This is a genomic window from Actinotignum saccati (assembly GCF_051265055.1).
GTDB lineage: Bacteria > Actinomycetota > Actinomycetes > Actinomycetales > Actinomycetaceae > Actinotignum.
Genome location: NZ_JBOZCC010000001.1, coordinates 147,286 through 167,714 on the forward strand (window position 1 = coordinate 147,286; position 20,429 = coordinate 167,714).

Consider the following 20,429-nt stretch of genomic DNA (forward strand, 5'->3'; position numbering starts at 1 on the left):
CCCCGCGCCGGCACCTCTCGGGTGACGGCGCGGGGTGATGCACGCGCTAGCGATAATGTGCGGTTAGTTCGCTACCGCGGCACGGTGGATATGCTCGAGCATGGCCACGCGCTCGGGCAGGGAAGCATTGGCCGGCACGCAGATTTTGGCACCCAGATATTGCGCCCCACCCTCGCGAGCGGCCGTGGCGCAGCGGGTGATTTCTTCCGCCGTCATAATCGATGTCGGCTCATCAGCCCGCGAGGGGAGATGCCCATCAATCCAGGAGTAGCCGTACTGGGTTTCTGCCGGGCCTGCCCCGGAGAACATGAGACCGGCGAGCACACCCGCCTGCGCGCATGCCTCGATATGCGCGAAAGCAGTATCCGCGCTGCGTTCCTCAAGTGCGGAGCGGCCCCAGTTAATATGAATACCAAGACCCAGCTCCTGGCAGAGGGCGATTTCTTCCTCGAGAGGAAGGAAGCCCTTTTCCGGAGCCTGACCTTCGATATAGCGGTCACAATGCTCAATCACGGGAACTGCCCCGGACCAATCCCACTCCGATAGTTCGGCGAGGGAGGCGCGGAAAGCTGCGCCGTCGGCCTGCTTGGTTGGGGCCGAATGGAGCTGCACCTTCGTGATGACGGGGCGGCCACTGAGCTGAGCGAGGGAAGCGATGGCGTCGCGAATCTCACGGGTGAAAGCTAGAGCGGCCGCGCGGCCCCCCTCATCGGGGGAGGCCAGTCCGAAAGCCGGGTTTTTCCCGACGTTTTGCATGGTGCCAGGAATCGCGGTAATTGTGTTAAGTGTCCAGTGCGGGGCGATGACGTCCGCGATGGCCTTGGGCTCGCCGGCGAGGACTCCGGGGAAAGGAATTTCGATTCCGGAGACCCATTCCTGCTCCGCCAGCAGGCGATAGTAGTCAGGTTGCAACGCGGGTTCGGGGAGCGATGCATAAGCCCCAACAACGAAGGGGAGTGTCATTTATTTTCCTTCCAAAATAATATTTAGCGCAGCGCCGGATCGCCGGTGCGGACGGTGTCTACCTCCGCGGGAGTGGGGGAGTAGGCGCCGTCGTGGCTGACGGTTAGCCCCGCCGTAATAACCGCTTGGTGCAGGGCGGGGCGCACGTCGGAGAAGTGGGCGGCGCGCAGGCGCTGCTTGGCTTCCACCGATCCGAGGAGCCCGGCCTCCATAAGCCCGGCCAGCATTCCGGCCATGAAGGAATCACCGGCGCCCACCGTGTCGCCCAGCTCCACATTGAGCGGATCGACGACGAGCATATCGCGCTCCCCGGCCAGCTTGACATAAGCACCCCACGGCCCGCGGGTAACCACCACCATGCCCGGCCCGGAGGTAACCCACCGGCGCATAATCCGCTCCACCGGCTCACCCGGGTAGAGCCACTCAAGGTCCTCATCGGAGGCCTTGACCACATCGCACAGCGCCACCAGTTCCTCAATGCTCTCCCGCACCTTTTCCGGAGAACCCATCAGATCCGGGCGGGCATTGGGATCGTAAGATACCGTGCCGGTCAGTGCCTGGCGCTTGACGGCGCGTAAAATCTTCTTGCTCGAGGCACCCACCACCGCAGAGTACGAGCCGCAGTGCAGGTGGCCCACCGTATCCGGGTCCGGGATCTCGGGGAAGTCCGATTCGACGTCGAACTCATAACGCGCCCGGCCCTCCGCGTCGAGGAAGGCGCTCGCGGTGGTGGTGCGGCTGGCGCCGTCGGATCCGGGGACGATCTCCACACCCATGGCGGCGGCCTGCGCGGCGATCCGTTCCCCGCGCTCATCACGCCCGAACCAGGTGGCGAGCTCCACGTGCTGGCCGAGCCGGGCGACGCCGGATGCCACATTGAGAAGTGAGCCGCCCACGACCTCGGTGCCGGGTCCGCTTTCTCCCTCACGGATAATAATGTCCACAAGCGCTTCACCGGCGCTCACAAATCGTGCCATTGGTGCCTCCCATCGCCACAGCTGTTCTGCGCGCAGGCCCGGGGCACCGTAACCTGGCTGCCCGACGCTGCGCACGCTTTCTTCGCACACCAGTTTATCTGGAAAATCACCGTGATTTTGGGGCATACGGGCCGCGCAAGGCCCCGCGCCGTGGCGTAAAAATGTCAAGCCCGGGTGCGCAAAAAATTCTGGTTTTTGCGCGGGTGGGATAACGGGGCGAATAAGCTACCCTGGAGAACGTGCAGATTTGGACATCTCCTTCAGATATTTCGCCGGATTTTGACCGGAGCGTCGTGACCTTCGGGGTGTACGACGGCGTCCACCGTGGGCACCGTGCCGTGCTAGCCCGCGCCGTTGATATTGGCCGGGAGCTCGGCTGGCCCGTTATTGTTCTCACGTTTGATCCCCATCCGGCCACCGTCCACCGCCCCGAGGCACATATCCGCCTCGTTATGAGCCTGCAAGATCGTATTAACCGCATTGAGACGTTGGGGGTGGATGCGCTTTACCTTCAGCATTACGACGCCGCCTACGCCCGCGCCACCGCCGCAGAATTTGTACGGGACCAGCTGGTGGGACAACTCCGGGCCGGCTTCGTGGTGGTCGGGCATGATGCCCGCTTCGGGGCGGGGAATACGGGGGACGAGGCGGTGCTACGCTCCCTCAGCACGGAGCTGGGCTTCGGTGTGGAAATCGTAGGTGAGCGGTGTGATGCGGCGGGAGAACGGTGGTCCTCCACCCGGGTGCGCGCCGCGCTCGCCACCGGCAACGTTGATCACGCCGCGCAGATCCTGGGGCGCCCGCACCGTATCCACGGCACCGTGGTACACGGGGCGCGCCGCGGGCGCGAATTGGGATTCCCCACCGCCAATCTCAGTGGGGATGACCTGGGTGAAGTTCCGGCTGACGGCGTCTACGCCGGGTGGCTGGTGCGCCGCGTGCCGGGCGGCAGCGCTGAAGAATACCTCCCGGCCGCCATCTCCGTGGGCACCAATCCCCAATTCGATGGTCAGGAACGCACCGTGGAAGCCCACGTGCTCGGGCGTAGCGACCTCAACCTCTACGGGGAACCCATCAGTATAGATTTCGTCTCCCGCATCCGCCCCATGCTCACATTCGGATCGGTAGACGAACTGCTGGCCCGCATCGACCTTGACGTTTTAGAAACGGCGGATCGCCTGGGTGTTCCACCCGCCGGCCGCGTGCCACCCGGCGCCGTGCAAGCCTAGCACCGTGCAAGCCTAGCGCCGCCTGCGCCGTCAGCACCGTCAGCAAACGGCCGGCCGCATTCGCTAGGGTAGGTGCATGGGTACATTCGCTCTTCGCGTCGCCATCAATGCTGTAGCGCTGTGGGTGGCCACGCTCCTCATTCCCGGTCTGGCAATGGTGGGGGAGGCCCCCGATACGCTCCGTCTCATCGGATGGTTCGTGGTAGCCGGCCTCATTCTTGCCATTCTCAACGCTGTCATCCGCCCGATCTTGAAGTTCCTGTCCTTCCCGCTCTATATTCTCACCCTCGGGCTTTTCTCCCTGGTGATTAACGCGGCGATGATCTCGCTCACCGCCTGGGCTTCCCAGAGCTTGGCGGTGCACCTGGTGGTGGGCAGCTTCTGGGCGGCGCTCTTCGGTGGGATTGTGGTCTCCCTCGTCAATATGGTGCTCAGCGGCTTCGTGGACCGCTCGTAGCGCCCCGTCAGCTCCGCCAGTTCCACCGCCCGGCCACCACCACCGACCGGCAAAGGGAAAGCGGGGAAGGCCACACCCGCACTGGCGGATACGCCAGTGCGGGGCGTCGTCGGCGTGTGCTAGAATTTTCAGGCCGTTTACATCGGCCACGGTAGCGTCATGCCTGGGAGAACATGCCCCGGAGCTCCGTGCAACGGAAACTAAGGAGAATCGCATGGCCCTCAAGCCTGAAGAAAAGCAGAAGATCATTGCCGAATACGCCACGCACGAGGGCGATACCGGTTCCCCCGAAGTGCAGGTGGCCCTGCTCTCGGCTCGTATTTCGCAGCTGACGGAGCACTTCCGCTCGCACATCCACGACCACCATTCGCGTCGTGGTCTCATGCTTCTTATCGGCCAGCGCCGCCGCCTTCTCAGCTACCTCGCTGAGGAAGATATCGAGCGGTACCGGTCGCTGATCGCACGCCTCGGCTTGCGTCGATAAGTACTTAAAGCGGCTCGGGTTTCATCCCGGGCCGCTTTCCGTATGCCCACAGGCGTGAGAAGCGGCTCAGCATCGCCGCAAGTGAACTGTGCGCGGCGCTCAGCTGCTTGCTCGGGCATTACGATAGACAGGGTGCGGTGCGCCTGTGCACCCCAACATGTGGAGTACCGCGAACGTGGTCTTCGGTGATGGTTGACGAAGGCGGGAACGCTAGGGCCCGTTTTCGTGAATTACCACTGATGGCCGCCTCGCGGCCGAAATAAAAGGAGGTCCCGTGGAGGGTCCCAATATTCATAGTGTGGAAGCCGTTGTTGATAACGGCTCCTTTGGAACACGTACCATTCGATTCGAAACCGGGCTGCTGGCCCAGCAGGCCAACGGCGCCGCTCTGGCCTACCTGGACGGGGAAACCACTGTTTTCTCCGCCACCACCGCCTCGAAAAGCCCGAAGGAACACTTCGATTTCTTCCCGCTGACGGTGGACGTGGAAGAACGTTCCTACGCGGCCGGTAAAATTCCCGGCTCCTTCTTCCGCCGCGAAGGCCGGCCCGGCACAGACGCCATTCTGGCCGCCCGCCTCATCGACCGCCCGCTGCGCCCGCTCTTTACCAAGGGCATGCGTAACGAAGTGCAGATCGTGGAAACCGTCCTCTCCATCCACCCGGATGATGCCTACGATGTTCTCGCGATCAACGCCGCCTCCCTGTCCACCTCGCTGACGGATCTGCCCTTCGCCGGGCCGGTCGGTGGCACTCGCGTGTCCCTCGTGGACGGGCAGTGGATCGCCTTCCCGCGCTGGTCGGAAATGGCGCGCGCCACCTTCTCCATGGACATTGCCGGGCGCATTGTTGGGGACGACGTCGCCATCACCATGGTGGAGGCCCAAGCTCCCGAACAAACGGAAGCGAACGTGGCCGCCGGTGGCATTGCCCCCACCGAAGAAGTTATTACCCAGGGTCTGGAAGCTGCCAAGGGCGTTATCCGCACCCTTTGCGAAGCGCAGCTCAGCCTCATCAACGAATGCGGGAAGCCCACCGCGGACTACCCCTTCTTCCCGAATTACACCGATGCCCAGTTCGAGGCCGTCGGGAATGTTCTCGGTGATCGTTTCAACACCATCCTCGGGATTGTGGACAAGGTGGAGCGCGATACCGCACTCAATGACCTCACCGATCAGATCGTTTCCGAGCTGACGGTGCCCGCCGATGCCCAGTTCAACCTGGAGGAAGATGGCCCCGGGCTCGCCGCGGCGGTCAATGATCACTTCAAGGAAGTCATGCGCCGCCACGTCCTCACCGAAAACGTGCGTATGGACGGGCGCCGCCCCACCGATATTCGTTCGATTTCCGCGCAGGCCGGCGTGCTGCCGCGCGTGCACGGTTCGGCGATCTTCCAGCGTGGCGAAACGCAGATCCTCGGGGTGACCACCCTCAATATGCTCAAGATGGAGCAGCCGCTGGATAATCTTTCCCCGATTACCCACAAGCGCTACATCCACCACTACAACTTCCCGCCCTACTGCACCGGCGAAACCGGGCGCGTGGGCAGCCCCAAGCGCCGCGAAATCGGGCACGGGCACCTGGCCGAAATGGCGCTGGAATCCCAGCTGCCCAGCCGCGAGGAATTCCCCTACGCGATCCGCCAGGTCTCCGAGACGATGGGCTCGAATGGCTCGTCTTCCATGGGCTCCGTGTGTGCCTCCACGATGTCCCTGCTCAACGCGGGTGTGCCGCTCAAGGCCCCGGTTGCCGGCATCGCCATGGGCCTTATTTCCGCTCAGATCGACGGGGAAACCAAGTACGTGACCCTCACCGATATTCTCGGTGCGGAAGACGCCCTGGGCGATATGGACTTCAAGGTGGCCGGCACCCGCGATTACGTGACCGCGCTGCAGCTGGACACCAAACTGGACGGCATCCCCGCGGAAGTCCTCTCCGCGGCGCTGTCCCAGGCCCGCGATGCCCGCCTGGCCATCCTCGATCTCATGAACCAGGCCATTGACGGCCCCGATGAGATGGCGCCCACCGCCCCCCGTATCCTCACCGTGAAGATCCCGGTGGATAAGATCGGCGAAGTCATCGGCCCCAAGGGCAAGATGATTAACCAGATCCAGGAAGATACCGGCGCGGAAATCACCATCGAGGATGACGGCACCGTCTTCATTGGTGCTGCCGACGGCGCTTCCGCGGAAGCCGCCCGCGACACCGTCAATTCCATCGCTAACCCGCAGCTCCCCGAAGTGGGCGAACGCTACGTGGGCACCGTGGTCAAGACCACCACCTTCGGTGCGTTCATCTCCCTCACCCCGGGCCGCGACGGCCTCCTCCACATCTCCCAGATTCGCCGCCTCGTGGGTGGCAAGCGCGTGGAGAACGTGGAAGATGTCCTCAACGTGGGCGACAAGGTCGAGGTCGAAATCGGCGAAATCGATGATCGCGGCAAGATCTCCCTGGAAGCGGTCGTTCCGGAAGGCGAAGCGAACGCCGAAGCGGAAAGCTCCGATCAGGGCGATAACGGCGATCACGGCGAAGCGGAGGAGAGCGCCCCGCGGCAGGCCCGTGCGCGTTCCCGTTCGCGCCGGCGCAGCGAGTCCTCGGCGCCCAGCGCACCCTCGGCAGACGACTCCGATGCGGACTCCAGCTCGAGTCGCGGTTCGCGTGGAAGTCGCGGTTCACGGCGGCGTCGTCGCACCGTCCACACGGACGAAGACTAAAACCCGCGCCCACGGGCGCTAAGGCATAGTGAACTCCCCGAATGTTTCCGGACGTTCGGGGAGTTTGCGTAACTATCCAGAAAAGTATTCCCATGATGTATAGCGAACTGCCCCTTCCGCTTAACGCGGGCGCCAGTCTCAATATTGACGACGACGGCGCACTCCTACGCCGCACCGTCCTCCCCGGCGGGCTCCGTGTCCTCAGCTACCGCCTGCCCCATATTCACTCCACCTACGTCAGCATGTGGGTGGGCGCCGGGTCTCGCGACGAAGTAGCCGAGACCCAAGGATCCACCCATTTCCTTGAGCACCTGCTGTTCAAAGGAACGAAGCGTCGCAGTTCCCTCGATATTTCGCGAGAAACGGACTACCTGGGCGGGGGATTCAACGCGGCCACCTCGAAGCAATACACCCACTATCACGGCCATATTTTTGACGAGGACCTGCCCCAGGCCATCGATATCCTCGCCGATATGCTCACCAGCGCGACCCTCAGCGCCGAAGATTTCGCGGTGGAACGCGGCGTTATCCTCGAGGAGCTCGCCATGTATGCCGACGACGCTACCGATACCGCCATGGAAAAAATCCCGCAGTTGGTCTTCGGGGATCACCCGCTGGCGCGCCCCGTCGGGGGGACGGCGCAGACGGTGCGGGCCCTCCAGCACGAGGCACTCCTCGAGCACTACCACGGGGTCTACCATCCCGATGAAGTGGTGGTGGTTGCCGCGGGCGCCGTTGATCACGAGAAACTATGCGAACTTGCGGTGGAGGCGCTGAGCGCTGGGGGCTGGGATTTGAGCACGGAGCGCGACGCCCACCCGCGCCGTATCGCCCCGCCCATCGTCTACCAGGAAGCACGGGAGCTGCACGTTCCGAAAGAAGTGGAGCAGGCGGCGGTTATCGTGGGGATGCCGGGGCTGAGCTTGACCAGTGAGGACCTGCCCACCTTGCTCGCCCTCAATGCGATTCTGGGCGGGGGAACTTCCTCGCGGCTCTTCCAGGAAATTCGGGAACGGCGCGCCCTAGCCTACTCGACCTATTCCTTCCCGATCAGCTACCGCGAAGGTGGCATGTTCTGCCTGGCGGCCGGCTGCGCCCCGCATAATGTGGGCACCGTGCGCGAGCTCATGATGACCGAATTGGATCGCCTCGCCCGCGACGGCGTGAGCGAAGAAGAAACGGAATCCGCCTTCCGGCGCCTGCGCGCCGATATTGTGTTCGACGCCGAACGGGTGGGAACCGCCATGACCCGGCTCGGTACCTCGGAGCTGGTGCGGGGCAGCCTCATTTCGCATGAGGAACACCTGCGCCGGGCCCGCGCCGTGCGCGCCGCAGATATAAACGAGCTGGCCCGCCGCATCGCGGCAGGCCAGCGTTCGTGCGTAACCGTCGGACCGGAGAACTAGCGGGCGCTCCGCTGGGCCACTAATTCTCCGGTCGGTTTCCGGCTATTCGGCATCCTCCGGGCTGGGCGCGGATGGGGTGCTTTCGACCGATGGTGCGGACGGGGCACTGGGTGCGGATCCCGCACTTGGTGTCGACGGTGCGGACGCCCCAGCCTCCGCGCCGTCCGCCTCCTTCTCGTCCGTTTCTGGCTCGTCCGCGGCCGGCTCGCCCGCGGCCGGCTCGCCTACCGGAGCGTGCACCACCTTGAGGGTGCGATAGCGGTTGAGCGCCGCGGCAATATCCACCGCGCGCGGCCGGGCCAGGAAGGCCGGTTTTTCGCCGGCACCCAGGGCATCCAGGCCGTGCGTGGCAATGGTATCCTCCAGGCGTGCAATACCTTCCGGAACGGTGTATCTGCCACGCAGGCACAAGGCGCGGGTGGGGTCGGTCAGGGAACGGATCGCCCAGGCAATTGCGGCGGTCTGGCCCGGATCCACAATCTGGGGCACATCGCTGAGATCAATATCAGCGCGATCTAGAGAAATAAGATCCACCCCGCGCGACTTCGTTTTCGCCTTGACCCCGTGGGCCTTGAGGGGGAGCGGGTAGCGCGGTGCCGGGTGCGTAAACTCGGCAATATCGTTGCGCTCCCGCGGGTGTGCCGCGGCAACCTCGCGGGCCTGTTCCGTGACATCGTGGCACACATAGTGGTCCATAAGGAGTACCCGATCCGCGGCATCCAAGTAATCGCCCGAGCCACCCATGACCATAATGGTGGAGATACCGGCGCGCGCCATACCTGCCACCCGATCCACGAAAGGTGTAATCGGTTCCTGGTTTGCCGGCACCAGGGCACGCATCCGTTCATCACGAATCATAAGATTCGTGGCCGAGGTGTCCTCGTCAATAAGCAAGACCCGCGAACCGGCCTCAATGGCCTCGGCAATCGCTGCGGCCTGCGAAGTAGAGCCCGACGCATTTTCGGTGGAAAAATCAGTGGTATCCGTGCCATCGGGCAGGGAATTGATGAAAGCTGAGACATCCACACCGGTTACCCAGCGCCCATCGGCCGCACGCACCTTCATCGCGCTGGGATCCATGGCGACCAGCTCGCGCCCATCCCCGGGAATATGCGGGTAAACGCTGCGTTCGAGCGCGGAGAGCAGCGTGGACTTACCGTGGTAGCCCCCGCCGACGATCACCGTAATACCCGGAATAACCGGCATGCCGGTCACCTCGCCGGCGTGGGGCAGCTGCACGCTTTCGCGCAAATTCTCCGGGCTGGAGAAAGCAATGGCATCACTCAAAGGCAGATCGGAAATACCCGACCGGCGCACCAGTACTGCGCCGTCGTTAATAAAACCAATCCAGCCGCGTTCCCGAATCACGTCCTGAAGGGCGAGATAATCCTCATACGTTTCCACATGTTTACGTAACGCGTCCCGGTGAGCTGCGAATTCTTCCCCCTCGGAGGAGAAATTGAGCGTGGCTTCGATGATCTCGGGAAGGTACTCATCGGCGGTTTGGGCCATGGCATGCCCGAGGATTGTGCGCCCCTGCGCGGGGAAATGGCATTGGAAACGCAGCTCTATGTGATTGGCGAAAACGGTAGCGCTGGAGCGCTCCAAAATTTCTTGCCCCACTTTCGCGATGGAAATATCGCGAGAATGGCGGGCGTGCTCCGCAAAAGTACGGGCCAGGAAATCAGCAACAGCCAGGCGCTGCTCCGGGGTGGTGAGCAGATCAGCGGGGATCCCTACCTTCGCCGGATCGGCCGTCACCCGCAGCGCGGAGGGCGGGGCGTAGGGATCGGATTGCACCCGATCAATATGCACCGTGTACATGCCGTAGTCGTAATCGCCGATAACAGACTTGTAGGCAGGGTAATTGCGTCCGTCCAGTTCGTGGAGGCGGTCGATAAGGTCGACGTCGTCCCCTTCGACCCGCGCAAATTCGCGCCGTTCGCGCGGCGCCCCGCCCCGCCTATCCCGACGGTCGAATTGGCGATCCCGGCCCCCGCGCGGGCCCCGGCCTCCCCGGTAGTCCCGCCCGCCGCGGGCATCGTAACGTTCCGAGCTGTGCTCATATCCAAAACTCATAACACCTAGTCTATCCAGGCCACGTAGCATGGACGGTATGACTATCAACGTAGCTGTGGTGGGAGCGGCGGGACGGATGGGGAGCACCGTGTGCACCGCCGTCACCTCCGCCCCCGATATGAACCTGACCGCCCGGATCACCAAGGACGATCCCATCAACGCCCAGACCCTGGCGGGTGCCACCGTGGGAGTGGATTTCACCGTTCCTGACGCCACGGAAGATACCGTGCGAGCCCTCCTGACCAACGGCTGCCATGCCGTCGTCGGGGCAACGGGATGGACCCCGGAAAAAATCGCGCGTATTGAGGCGGTGGCCAAGGAGACGGGGCGCCATGTGCTCATCGCCCCGAATTTCGGTTTGAGCGCCGTGCTCACCATGATGTTCGCGGAAATGGCCGCCCCGTATTTCGAATCCGTCGAAGTGGTGGAAATGCACCATCCCGATAAAGTGGATGCTCCCTCGGGAACGGCGCGCGCCACCGCGGAGAAAATCGCGGCGGCCCGCGCGGCGGCCGGATGCGCTCCCGCCCCCGATGCGACCTGCGGGCCGGCGCCCGCCCGCGGGGAGAAAATTGCCGGCATCCCGGTGCACGCGGTGCGCCTACGGGGCCTGAACGCCCACGAAACGGTGCTGCTGGGCAACCCGGGCGAACAGCTCACCTTGCGCCAGGATTCTTTCACCCGCGAATCTTTTATGCCCGGGGTGCTTCTCGCTATCCGCGGCATTGACCAGCATCCGGGCGTGCAGGTGGGATTAGAGCAGTACATGAGCTGGGGACGATAGGCTGAGCCCATGGACGAGCACACTTTGCCTTCACGCAGTTTCGGATCCGTCAGCGTCGCTATGGTGACCCCCTTCCACGCCGACGGCTCCTTGGATGTTGATGCCGCGGTGGCGCTGGCCACCACCCTCGTGGACCAGGGCTGCGATGCCCTGCTCCTCTCGGGCACTACCGGGGAATCTCCCACCACGCACCAGCCTGAAAAAGACGTACTGGTGCGGGAAGTGTGCGCGGCGGTGGGGAATCGCGCCATGGTTATCGCCGGCGCCGGTTCTAATGACACCGCCCACGCCGTGCGCATTGCCCGCGGTGCCGAAAAAAGTGGAGCGCAGGGGCTGCTCGTCGTCGCCCCGTATTACAACCGGCCCTCCCAAGAGGGCGTGTACCAGCATATTTTGAACGTGACGGAAGCAACCGATCTGCCCGTGATGGTTTACGACATCCCGGGGCGCACCGGGGTGCGGCTCGAACTGGATACGCTGCTACGGCTAGCGGAGCATCCGCGCATCCTCGCCGTCAAAGACGCAACCGGGGACGTGGCGGGCGGTTTCGTGAAAATGGCGCGCACCGGCCTGGAATACTACTCCGGGGACGACGCCCTCAATTTCGCCTGGCTCGCCCACGGTGCCTCCGGGGTGATTTCGGTGGCCGGGCACGTTATCGCGGCGCGCTTGCGGGCCCTGGTGGAGCAGGTCGATGCCGGGGATCTGCCCGCCGCCCGCCGGGAAGCCGCCGCGCAGCGCCACATTATTTCCGCGATTATGGGCAGCGGCCAGGGCGCCGTTATGGCCAAAGAAGCGCTTAAACTCCTCGGGGTTATCCCCTCGGCAACCCTGCGGCTACCGCTGGTGGGGGCCTCCACGGCGCAGATCGCGGAACTGGCGGAGGCGTTGCGCGCCGAAGGGCTCCTCGCGGATTAGCCGGTGCGGGCACGGCGGCAACGGCGGCGGGCGCCCCGTGCCGCGCCGTGCCGCCGCAACAGGGTGGCGGGACCCGTGCCGCGCCGTGCCGCAACGAGGTGGGGCTCCCCGTGCCGCGCCGTGCCCCGCCGTCACGGACTAGCAGGCCGCCAGTTTTACGCCCGGGCATGAAGCACCTATGGAAGCGCCCCGCTTCGTGAGAGAATACAGGGGTGAGTGATGAAGTGAAGAAATCTGTACCACCGCTGCGGAACGCCGTTCGTATCGTTCCCCTAGGTGGGCTCGGTGAAGTTGGCCGCAATTGCAATGTTCTTGAATACCAGGGAAAACTGGTGGTTGCCGATTGTGGCGTGCTGTTCCCCGAAGAAGCCCAACCCGGTGTTGATCTTATTCTCCCCAATCTTGACTACCTGGAAGACCGCCTCGAGGATATTGCCGCCATCGTGCTCACCCACGGGCATGAGGATCACATCGGAGCGGTGCCCTATCTGCTGAAAATGCGCCCGGATATCCCGGTGATCGGCTCCCAATTGACCATTGCTTTCGTGGAGGCGAAACTCCAGGAGCACCACATCACCCCGAATGTCACCGTGGTGGCCGAAGGGGATTCCATGAGCATCGCGGGCATGGAATTTGAGTTCATTGCCGTCAACCATTCCATTCCGGATGCGCTGGCCCTGTTCATCCGCACCCCGGAGGGCAATATTCTCATCACCGGTGATTTCAAGATGGATCAGCTCCCGTTGGACGGGCGCCTCACCGACCTGCGTGCTTTCGCGGCGGCCGGGGATGAAGGCGTGGACCTGTTCATGTGCGATTCCACCAACGCGGAAATCCCCGGTTTTGTGCATTCCGAATCAGAAATTCAGCCGGTGATCGATTCGGTGATCGGCGGGGCCACCGGGCAGATCGTCGTCGCATCCTTTGCCTCGCACGTGCACCGGGTCCAGCAGGTCCTCAACGCCGCGGCCCACAACGGGCGCAAGGTTGCCTTCGTGGGCCGCTCCATGGTGCGCAATATGAAGATCGCGGAGGACCTGGGGTATTTGGACGTGCCAGAGGGCACCGTCGTCGATCTTAAAAATATGAAGGACCTGCCCGAAAACCGCCGCATCTACATGTCCACCGGCTCCCAGGGTGAACCCATGGCGGTGCTTTCCCGCATCGCGAATCGTTCCCACCCCAAGGTGGCGATTAATCCCGGGGATACGGTGCTGCTGGCCTCCTCGCTCATTCCCGGAAACGAAAATTCGGTGTTCCGGGTGATCAACGGGCTTATCAAGCTCGGCGCGAATGTTATCCACCAGGGAAATGCGCGGGTGCACGTGTCCGGGCACGCCGCCCAGGGCGAATTGCTCTACTGCTACAACATTTTGCAGCCGGCCTACGCCATGCCCATTCACGGGGAGGTGCGCCACCAGGTCGCTAATGCCGGTGTCGCGGTGAAAACCGGGGTGCCTGCCGATAATGTGATTCTGGCGGAAAACGGTTCGGTTATCGATATGATCGACGGCGAAGTTCGCCTCGTCGGCTCGGTTCCTTTCCAGAATATTTATGTGGACGGTTCCTCGGTCGGGGATATTACCGAATCCGAACTCAAGGACCGCCAAATTCTCTCCAACGAAGGCTTTATTGCTATTTTCGCGGTGGTGGATACCAATGCGCGGCGCATCGTTACCGGCCCGCACCTCCAGGCGCGTGCCATGGCCGAAGATGAAACCGTCTTTGACAGCATCACTCCGGAAGTCACGCGTGCCCTGGAAGAAGCCGTGGCGAAGGGCTCGGATAGCTACGGGATGCAGCAGGCCATGCGGCGCGTGGTGGGGCGCTGGGTGTCGCGCAAATTGCGCCGTTCGCCCATGATTATTCCGACCGTCGTGGAGGTGTAGTCCCCCTCGCATGCGGCGCGCCGGGAGGGGCAAGTTTTTGCACAAAGGCTAGGCTTTTGATGTGAAGTTTCAGCGACGTGTAAAAAAAACCGAGAAAGAGACGACGGCGCCCGCGCGCCGCCCGTCCCGCCGTACCGCACCGTCCGCTAACGGTGCGGGTACGGAGCGGGCAGAGGGCCGCCAGTTGACGGGGAACGTGCGCAACGCCCTCGTGGCGACCTTCCTCGGTCTCGCGGTTATCGTGGCACTGCGCGAATGGTTCAATATTTCCGGGGTGCTCGGCGGGGTTATTCACCACGCCACCGCCGGTATCTTCGGGCTACTCTCCGTTCTTATTCCCGCCGTTTTCCTGGCCCTGGCTATCAGACTGGTGGTTCCGGCGCGCGGGAACGAACACCGGCGGGTGCTGCTCGGCGTGTTGATGATCGTGGTGTGCCTGGCCGGCATTATTCACGTCGTGAAACAACCGCGCAGCCCAGCCGACCACTTCGCGGACGTGGAAAACGCCGGCGGCCTGATCGGCTGGCTTGGCGGGGGCGTCCTCGAAATGCTGTTCTCCCCGTGGGGCGCCGTTCCTATCCTCGTCATTATTATTTTGTGGGCGGGGCTCTATATTGCCGACGTCTCCATGGCGGATATTGCCGCCACCATTCGGGACCGGCGCGAACAGCGCCAGCTTGATGCGGGGGAGGAGATCGCCAACCGCGGGCATTCCGCCTCGGTGCCCTACGATTCCCCGCATGATATTGATGCGGCGGAGAACACCACTCGGCTCCCCAGCGCCGGGCGCACGTCGCGGCGCGGCAAGAAATCCGCGCGCAGCTACTTGGATGCGGCACTGTCCGGGGCTTCTTCTGAGCACGACGACGCCGCTACCGATCCCGCCTCCAGTAACGGCGGGAATGGCGCGGACGGGGCGGCGGGGGTCGCCTGGGCAGACGGTGCCAATGGTGCCAGTGGGCCCAATGGTGCGCAGACCCAGGGCGCCACCACGGTGCTGCCGCAAGCCACGGCGGGAAGCGGGGCGGCGGGCCGGGCGGCGTCGTCGCCGAAAAAAACGGTGCGCACCAAGAAAAGTGGCAGCGCGGCAGAGACCGAGGATGCGGCGGCCACGGCGCCCGATCTTCCCGCACCCGATACCGGGGCACCGTTCACCCGCACCCAGCAGCTAGTCCTCGACCCGAGTATTTTGTATGAGCTGCCCTCCCCGGATCTGCTCAAACGCGGGGCGGTGCATCCCGAACGCACCGAGGCAAATGACCGCGTTGTTGCTGCGCTCACCCAGGTCTTCACCGATTTCGGGGTGGATGCGCAGGTGGTCGGCTTTTCGCGCGGACCGACGGTTACCCAGTACGAAGTGGAACTGGGGCCGGGCGTCAAAGTCGAGCGCATCACCCAGCTCTCGAAAAATATTGCTTATGCGGTGGCGAGCGCCGATGTACGTATTCTTTCGCCCATTCCCGGCAAATCCGCGATCGGTATTGAGATTCCCAATGCGGACCGCGAAGTGGTGCAGCTGGGCGACGTTTTGGCTTCCGACGTGGCGCGCCGTGACCACCATCCCCTCACCGTGGCGGTGGGGAAGAATGTGCGCGGGCAGTTCGTGGTGACCAACCTGGCGAAAATGCCGCACCTGCTGGTGGCAGGAGCCACCGGTGCGGGGAAGTCGTCGTTCATCAACTCGATGATTACCTCGGTACTTATGCGCTGCACCCCGGACGAAGTGCGGATGATCCTCGTGGATCCCAAGCGCGTGGAGCTGACGATTTACGCGGGTATTCCCCATCTCATCACACCGATTATTACCAACCCGAAGAAGGCCGCCGAGGCGCTGGAATGGGTGGTCAAGGAGATGGATGCGCGCTACGACGATATGCAGTCCTACCGCTTCAAGAACATCACCGATTTCAACGAGGCGATCCGGGCGGGCACCGTTAAGGCACACGATCCGCACCGTACCCTCCAGCCCTACCCCTACCTGCTGGTCGTGGTGGACGAATTGGCTGACATGATGATGGTGGCGCCGCGCGACGTGGAATCCTCCATCCAGCGCATCACCCAGCTGGCGCGCGCCGCCGGTATTCACCTGGTGCTCGCCACTCAGCGCCCCTCCGTGGACGTGGTTACCGGCCTCATTAAAGCCAATATTCCCTCCCGCCTGGCCTTTATGACGTCCTCGCTGGCCGATTCGCGCACCATCCTCGACCAGGGTGGGGCGGAGAAACTCATTGGCCAGGGCGACGCCCTCTTCATGCCGGGCGGTGCCCAGCCAATTCGCCTCCAGGGTGCCTGGGTGGACGAGGCAGAAATCGAGCGCGTTGTCGAGCACGTGAAAACGCAGCTGCGTCCCCAGTATCGCGAGGATTTCCAAGAAACGGTGGAGGCCGCCGGGCGTGAAAAGAAGCAGCGCGAAGAAATCGGTGAGGATCTCGATATTCTGCTCCAGGCCGCGGAAATCGTGATCACCACACAATTCGGATCCACCTCCATGCTGCAACGTAAATTGCGCATTGGCTTCGCCAAGGCGGGGCGGATGATGGATCTGCTCGAACAATACGAAATCGTGGGGCCCTCCGAAGGCTCCAAGGCCCGCGACGTGCTGGTGGCACCGGAACTGGTGGAGGATGCCCTCGCCATGCTGCGCGGAGAACGCGACTCTATTTACGAGGACGAACCGGGGCAGGCGGAAGCCGGGGCCGGGGCAGCTGGCGCCGGTGCGCCGGGAACTGGAGCGCCCGACGGGGCGAACGGCGCGGCAACGGCGCACGGTGCGGGCGGCGGGAATGCCGGGAACGGTGCGAATGGCGCCTACGTTGGAAACGGGGCGAACGGTGCCGGTGCTGGCGCCGCGCCCGCGAACCGCTACGCCGAAGATCCACTGGCACACGACCCGGAGGACGCCGCCCCCACCTGGTACGACGACGATGATCCCGCCGGCGAATCCGGGGAGGACGCCTGGCAGCTCACGGGGCGGTAAAGTAGGGCCATGTCTCACACGAACGCTCCGGAGGCGAGCGAGCCGCCCCTCCTCAATATTGCTAATGCTTTGACGGTCGCGCGGATCATCCTCATCCCCGTTTTTGTCTGGGTGTTCTGGGAGCCCACCGCTACCCGCAGTTTCTGGGCCTGGGTAGTTTTCGCCGTCGCCGCGTTTACTGACCGCCTCGACGGGCAGCTGGCGCGTTCGCGGGGCCTCATCACGAACTTCGGGAAACTCGCCGATTCCATCGCCGATAAAGGCCTCATCGCGGCGGCGCTCATTATGCTTTCGCTCCATGACCGGCTGTGGTGGTGGGTCACCATTCTCATGATCGCCCGTGAAATTTTCATCACCCTGGTGCGGATGCTCGTGGTGACCAAACAGGTCATGGCGGCCGGCTGGATCGGCAAACTCAAAATGTTTGCCCAGTCCATCGGCGCCGGCATCCTCATGCTGCCGTGGATCGCGTGGCTCGGGCACCCGGGCGGAGATATTTTCCAATGGCTCGGGTGGATCACCCTCGGGGTGGCACTTGTGCTTTCAGTATGGTCCGCCGTCGGATACGTCGGCGACGCGGTGCGTATCGCCCGCGGTGGTGGCCACGAGGCGCACTCATGATGACGGCGCAGCCAAGTGGTGCCGCGGACCTCGCCGCGCTCACGGAAACTTGCGTGAGGCACTTGCGAGAACGCGGCCTCAGCCTCGCCTGCGCGGAATCCCTCACCGGCGGGCTACTCACCGCACAATTCGTCACCATTCCCGGGGTTTCTGCGGTGCTGCGCGGGGGAGTGGTCAGCTATGCCACCGACCTCAAAGCCAGCATCCTCGGAGTATCCAGCGAGCGTTTGGCCAGCCACGGGCCGGTAGACCGGGAAGTCGCGCTCCAGATGGCCCGGGGCGTATGCGACGTCGCCGGAGCGGATATCGGCATGGCCACCACCGGGGTAGCTGGGCCCGGCCCGCATGATGGACACCCGGCGGGAACCGTGTGGATTGCGGTGAGCACGCGGAGCGGTGCACACCTGGCGCGCGAACTCCATATTGCCGGGGGCCGGAGCGACGTACGGAGCGGGGCGGTGCGCGGCGCCGTCGAACTTCTTGGAACGTTTTTGCACGACGGCGCAACCGATCAGTGCGCCAATTCGGCTGTGTCCGGACTAACTCCTGTTCGCTCCCAGTAAATCTTCAGATTTGCCTGGCTTAATATTTGTGGAACCTTTTGATGGCCTCGTGCCACGAGCCTGGCACCGGAGGCGATGAAGATGTTTCGCTCTGTGGGGAATAAAAACAGGAAGTAGGCGTTGAGGTTAGTGATGACAATTGATACCCGTACCGGCGTAACCCGGAAGAATGATTTCGTAGTGCGTCCTGAACAGCGCCAACCCGCTCTCCTTCGCGAAGAGATTGGCGAGGTTTTGCGGGCCTACCGGCAGCGGCAAGGGCGTACCCTGCGGGAAGTTTCCTCCGATGCACGTGTTTCCCTCGGATACCTCTCCGAAGTTGAACGCGGTCAGAAAGAAGCTTCCTCGGAACTCCTCGCCTCGATTTGCCGGGCGCTCAACGTGCCCATGAGTCACGTGCTGCGCTTGGTTGCTGATCGGATTGACCTGGTTGAAGGTCGCATCCCGGCTCACCTGCGTGTGCCGGAAAGCCCGGCGGAACTCATGCGCGGGGAACTTTCCACTACGAAGTAATCCCTGTACACCACGTCGCAAACGGCGCGGTCAAGGTAGCGCCCCGCTCGCGAAGCGGGAGTGCTCGGAGCTAGCTACCTAGCTTCAGTTTCCCTTGATACGCGCCGTTATGCTGTGTCGAGCGCTTCTCACCAGGCGCCCTAATCGAGGCCCCACACCAGCAAAGGAATGCAAAGCACCGGTGCGTGAATCTGAATTCTGGCTCAATATTGATCGTGCTTTCCCGCACGGGCGCGGGAGAAGTGCAGCCCAAGATCTTATTCTTTCCGCCCTGGGGGACCGCAGCCCGGTCCAAGCCCTCGAAGCGGGGGAAGATCCGCAGCGGATCTGGGATGCCGTGTGCGAGACGATGGGATTCCCAGATTACTACCATTACCTCCACCGGCTCAGCCCGGAAGATTTCGCGGCCCGTGAGTAGCTGCGTGAATGCAGTGGGTGACACACCCTCTCGATGCGGTACCGAACAACCGTTCGTATTAGAATAGTCCACAGATCCTCAAGCGTCAGCGTTATCCACAGGAATTTCGCGGCGCCTAAGTATGTCGTAGGCCGGATATACAGTGATCTCGAGCCTCTCGGAGAGGGAGTGTCTCGCCTAGGCCTGATCTGTAGGAAACGTGAGTAAGGATGGGATATGGCCGCAGCTAAAACTAGTGCCCGCACCAAAACGGTCGGGCGCCCCGCAGTGGATGATCGCAAACAGGCAATTGATACCGCTCTGGCGCAAATTGATAAGCAATTCGGTAAGGGCTCCGTAATGCGGCTGGGTGACCATGTCCGTCCGCGGGTGGAAGTCATTCCTACCGGATCTATCGCCCTGGATATTGCCCTTGGCATTGGTGGTTTGCCGCGCGGGCGCGTGGTAGAGATTTACGGCCCGGAATCTTCGGGTAAAACCACGGTTGCGCTCCACGCTGTTGCCAGTGCGCAGCGCAATGGCGGGATTGCCGCGTTTATCGACGCAGAACACGCACTTGATCCAATCTACGCGCGGGCTTTGGGTGTTGATACTGATTCGCTGATTGTCTCCCAGCCGGATACCGGGGAACAGGGCCTGGAAATTGCCGATATGCTCATTCGCTCCGGCGCGATTGACATCATCGTCATCGATTCCGTGGCTGCCCTCGTTCCCAAGGCCGAAATTGAAGGCGATATGGGTGATTCCCACGTTGGTTTGCAGGCACGCCTCATGAGCCAAGCGCTGCGGAAAATGACCGGTGCGCTCTCCGCCTCGGGCACCACCGCCATTTTCATTAACCAGCTGCGTGAAAAAATCGGGGTGATGTTTGGCAACCCGGAAACCACCACCGGCGGAAAGGCCCTCAAGTTCTATGCCTCGGTGCGCATGGACGTGCGGCGCATTGAGACCCTCAAAAACGGTAGTGAACCCGTGGGGAACCGCTGCCGCGTCAAGATCGTCAAGAACAAGATGGCACCGCCTTTCAAGCAGGCGGAATTTGACCTCATCTACGGTGAAGGGATTTCCCGGGAGGGAAGCCTCCTCGATGTTGGGGTGGAACTGAATATTATCCGTAAGGCTGGCGCCTGGTTCACATATGAAAGTGACCAATTAGGCCAAGGTAAAGAAAAGGCCCGCCAGTTCCTCATGGATAATCCGGATTTGCGCGATGAAATTGAGGATAAAATTCTCCGCAAGGCCGGCCTGCGTGAGGACCCGGAGGAAGCTGAAGCAAGCGAAACTGAAGCTAAGGCCGGAGCAGATAGCGCTACCGCGGGAGCGGGCAGTGCCAAGCAGGCCGCATCCGCGAAAAACACCGGGAACGCCGCGGAAACCGTTGAATTCTAAGTAGGTGGTTGCGGTGGCACACTACTCGGATACCGATATCGATACCGAC

17 protein-coding genes are annotated in these 20,429 nt (G+C 62.9%); 14 read left to right on the forward strand and 3 right to left on the reverse strand.

Annotated features, from left to right (window positions below):
- Nucleotides 1–63: 63 nt before the first annotated feature.
- Nucleotides 64–963, reverse strand: a complete 900-nt coding sequence (locus ACRQEC_RS00570; RefSeq protein WP_284889652.1) for a DUF4862 family protein — start codon at nt 961–963, stop codon at nt 64–66.
- A 23-nt stretch (nt 964–986) separates the two neighbouring features.
- Nucleotides 987–1,940: a carbohydrate kinase family protein gene (locus ACRQEC_RS00575; protein WP_087070971.1), complete on the reverse strand. Its 954-nt coding sequence runs from the start codon at nt 1,938–1,940 to the stop codon at nt 987–989.
- A gap of 239 nt (nt 1,941–2,179) precedes the next feature.
- Here ACRQEC_RS00575 and ACRQEC_RS00580 point away from each other — a divergent pair, with 239 nt between their 5' ends.
- The 5 genes from ACRQEC_RS00580 to ACRQEC_RS00600 all read left to right on the forward strand — a co-directional run bounded on the left by ACRQEC_RS00580 (nt 2,180) and on the right by ACRQEC_RS00600 (nt 8,229).
- Nucleotides 2,180–3,169, forward strand: a complete 990-nt coding sequence (locus ACRQEC_RS00580; RefSeq protein ID WP_284889650.1) for a bifunctional riboflavin kinase/FAD synthetase — start codon at nt 2,180–2,182, stop codon at nt 3,167–3,169.
- Nucleotides 3,170–3,245: 76 nt separating this feature from the next.
- A complete protein-coding gene (locus ACRQEC_RS00585) occupies nt 3,246–3,626 on the forward strand; it encodes a phage holin family protein (protein WP_284889649.1) in 381 nt (126 codons plus the stop codon).
- Nucleotides 3,627–3,840: 214 nt separating this feature from the next.
- On the forward strand, nt 3,841–4,110 hold the full coding sequence (rpsO, locus tag ACRQEC_RS00590; RefSeq protein ID WP_016442511.1) for a 30S ribosomal protein S15: 270 nt from the start codon (nt 3,841–3,843) through the stop codon (nt 4,108–4,110).
- A 274-nt stretch (nt 4,111–4,384) separates the two neighbouring features.
- Nucleotides 4,385–6,823 (forward strand): polyribonucleotide nucleotidyltransferase, encoded by a 2,439-nt coding sequence (locus ACRQEC_RS00595; protein ID WP_284889648.1) that lies wholly within the window; start codon nt 4,385–4,387, stop codon nt 6,821–6,823.
- A 92-nt stretch (nt 6,824–6,915) separates the two neighbouring features.
- Nucleotides 6,916–8,229 (forward strand): M16 family metallopeptidase, encoded by a 1,314-nt coding sequence (locus tag ACRQEC_RS00600; protein ID WP_284889647.1) that lies wholly within the window; start codon nt 6,916–6,918, stop codon nt 8,227–8,229.
- 42 nt (nt 8,230–8,271) lie between these two features.
- Here the strand turns inward: ACRQEC_RS00600 and ACRQEC_RS00605 are convergent, their stop codons facing one another.
- Nucleotides 8,272–10,308: a P-loop domain-containing protein gene (locus tag ACRQEC_RS00605; protein ID WP_284889646.1), complete on the reverse strand. Its 2,037-nt coding sequence runs from the start codon at nt 10,306–10,308 to the stop codon at nt 8,272–8,274.
- Between the two features lie 37 nt (nt 10,309–10,345).
- On the opposite strand from ACRQEC_RS00605, the gene dapB reads away from it, so the two are divergent.
- From dapB to recA, 9 genes are all read left to right on the forward strand, one after another.
- Nucleotides 10,346–11,092 carry a 4-hydroxy-tetrahydrodipicolinate reductase gene (gene dapB, locus ACRQEC_RS00610; RefSeq protein WP_284889645.1) on the forward strand — a complete coding sequence of 249 codons (747 nt, stop codon included), beginning with the start codon at nt 10,346–10,348 and terminating at the stop codon, nt 11,090–11,092.
- 9 nt (nt 11,093–11,101) lie between these two features.
- Nucleotides 11,102–12,010: a 4-hydroxy-tetrahydrodipicolinate synthase gene (gene dapA, locus ACRQEC_RS00615; RefSeq protein ID WP_284889644.1), complete on the forward strand. Its 909-nt coding sequence runs from the start codon at nt 11,102–11,104 to the stop codon at nt 12,008–12,010.
- Between the two features lie 212 nt (nt 12,011–12,222).
- The gene (locus ACRQEC_RS00620) at nt 12,223–13,899 is read left to right on the forward strand and encodes a ribonuclease J (protein WP_284889643.1); all 1,677 of its coding nucleotides are present in this window, start codon (nt 12,223–12,225) and stop codon (nt 13,897–13,899) included.
- A 61-nt stretch (nt 13,900–13,960) separates the two neighbouring features.
- Nucleotides 13,961–16,876 carry an FtsK/SpoIIIE family DNA translocase gene (locus ACRQEC_RS00625; RefSeq protein ID WP_284889642.1) on the forward strand — a complete coding sequence of 972 codons (2,916 nt, stop codon included), beginning with the start codon at nt 13,961–13,963 and terminating at the stop codon, nt 16,874–16,876.
- Between the two features lie 9 nt (nt 16,877–16,885).
- Nucleotides 16,886–17,497: a CDP-diacylglycerol--glycerol-3-phosphate 3-phosphatidyltransferase gene (gene pgsA / locus ACRQEC_RS00630; protein WP_284889640.1), complete on the forward strand. Its 612-nt coding sequence runs from the start codon at nt 16,886–16,888 to the stop codon at nt 17,495–17,497.
- Nucleotides 17,494–18,060, forward strand: a complete 567-nt coding sequence (locus ACRQEC_RS00635) for a CinA family protein (RefSeq protein WP_284889639.1) — start codon at nt 17,494–17,496, stop codon at nt 18,058–18,060. The genes pgsA and ACRQEC_RS00635 overlap by 4 nt, the downstream gene beginning before the upstream one ends.
- A 132-nt stretch (nt 18,061–18,192) precedes the next feature.
- A complete protein-coding gene (locus tag ACRQEC_RS00640) occupies nt 18,193–18,573 on the forward strand; it encodes a helix-turn-helix domain-containing protein (RefSeq protein WP_026428564.1) in 381 nt (126 codons plus the stop codon).
- Between the two features lie 181 nt (nt 18,574–18,754).
- Nucleotides 18,755–18,991: a DUF3046 domain-containing protein gene (locus tag ACRQEC_RS00645; protein ID WP_284889638.1), complete on the forward strand. Its 237-nt coding sequence runs from the start codon at nt 18,755–18,757 to the stop codon at nt 18,989–18,991.
- Between the two features lie 216 nt (nt 18,992–19,207).
- Nucleotides 19,208–20,380 (forward strand): recombinase RecA, encoded by a 1,173-nt coding sequence (gene recA, locus ACRQEC_RS00650; RefSeq protein ID WP_284889636.1) that lies wholly within the window; start codon nt 19,208–19,210, stop codon nt 20,378–20,380.
- Nucleotides 20,381–20,429 lie beyond the last annotated feature (49 nt).

Excerpts from the sequence above, each read along its gene's own strand:
- ACRQEC_RS00585 (WP_284889649.1), top strand. The coding sequence starts at position 3,246 with ATGGGTACATTCGCTCTTCGCGTCGCCATCAATGCTGTAGCGCTGTGG.
- dapA (WP_284889644.1), top strand. The coding sequence starts at position 11,102 with ATGGACGAGCACACTTTGCCTTCACGCAGTTTCGGATCCGTCAGCGTC.
- ACRQEC_RS00635 (WP_284889639.1), top strand. The coding sequence starts at position 17,494 with ATGATGACGGCGCAGCCAAGTGGTGCCGCGGACCTCGCCGCGCTCACG.
- ACRQEC_RS00640 (WP_026428564.1), top strand. The coding sequence starts at position 18,193 with ATGACAATTGATACCCGTACCGGCGTAACCCGGAAGAATGATTTCGTA.
- dapB (WP_284889645.1), top strand. The coding sequence starts at position 10,346 with ATGACTATCAACGTAGCTGTGGTGGGAGCGGCGGGACGGATGGGGAGC.
- ACRQEC_RS00570 (WP_284889652.1), bottom strand. The coding sequence starts at position 963 with ATGACACTCCCCTTCGTTGTTGGGGCTTATGCATCGCTCCCCGAACCC.
- ACRQEC_RS00575 (WP_087070971.1), bottom strand. The coding sequence starts at position 1,940 with ATGGCACGATTTGTGAGCGCCGGTGAAGCGCTTGTGGACATTATTATC.
- ACRQEC_RS00605 (WP_284889646.1), bottom strand. The coding sequence starts at position 10,308 with ATGAGTTTTGGATATGAGCACAGCTCGGAACGTTACGATGCCCGCGGC.
- rpsO (WP_016442511.1), top strand. The coding sequence starts at position 3,841 with ATGGCCCTCAAGCCTGAAGAAAAGCAGAAGATCATTGCCGAATACGCC.
- pgsA (WP_284889640.1), top strand. The coding sequence starts at position 16,886 with ATGTCTCACACGAACGCTCCGGAGGCGAGCGAGCCGCCCCTCCTCAAT.
- ACRQEC_RS00600 (WP_284889647.1), top strand. The coding sequence starts at position 6,916 with ATGATGTATAGCGAACTGCCCCTTCCGCTTAACGCGGGCGCCAGTCTC.
- recA (WP_284889636.1), top strand. The coding sequence starts at position 19,208 with ATGGCCGCAGCTAAAACTAGTGCCCGCACCAAAACGGTCGGGCGCCCC.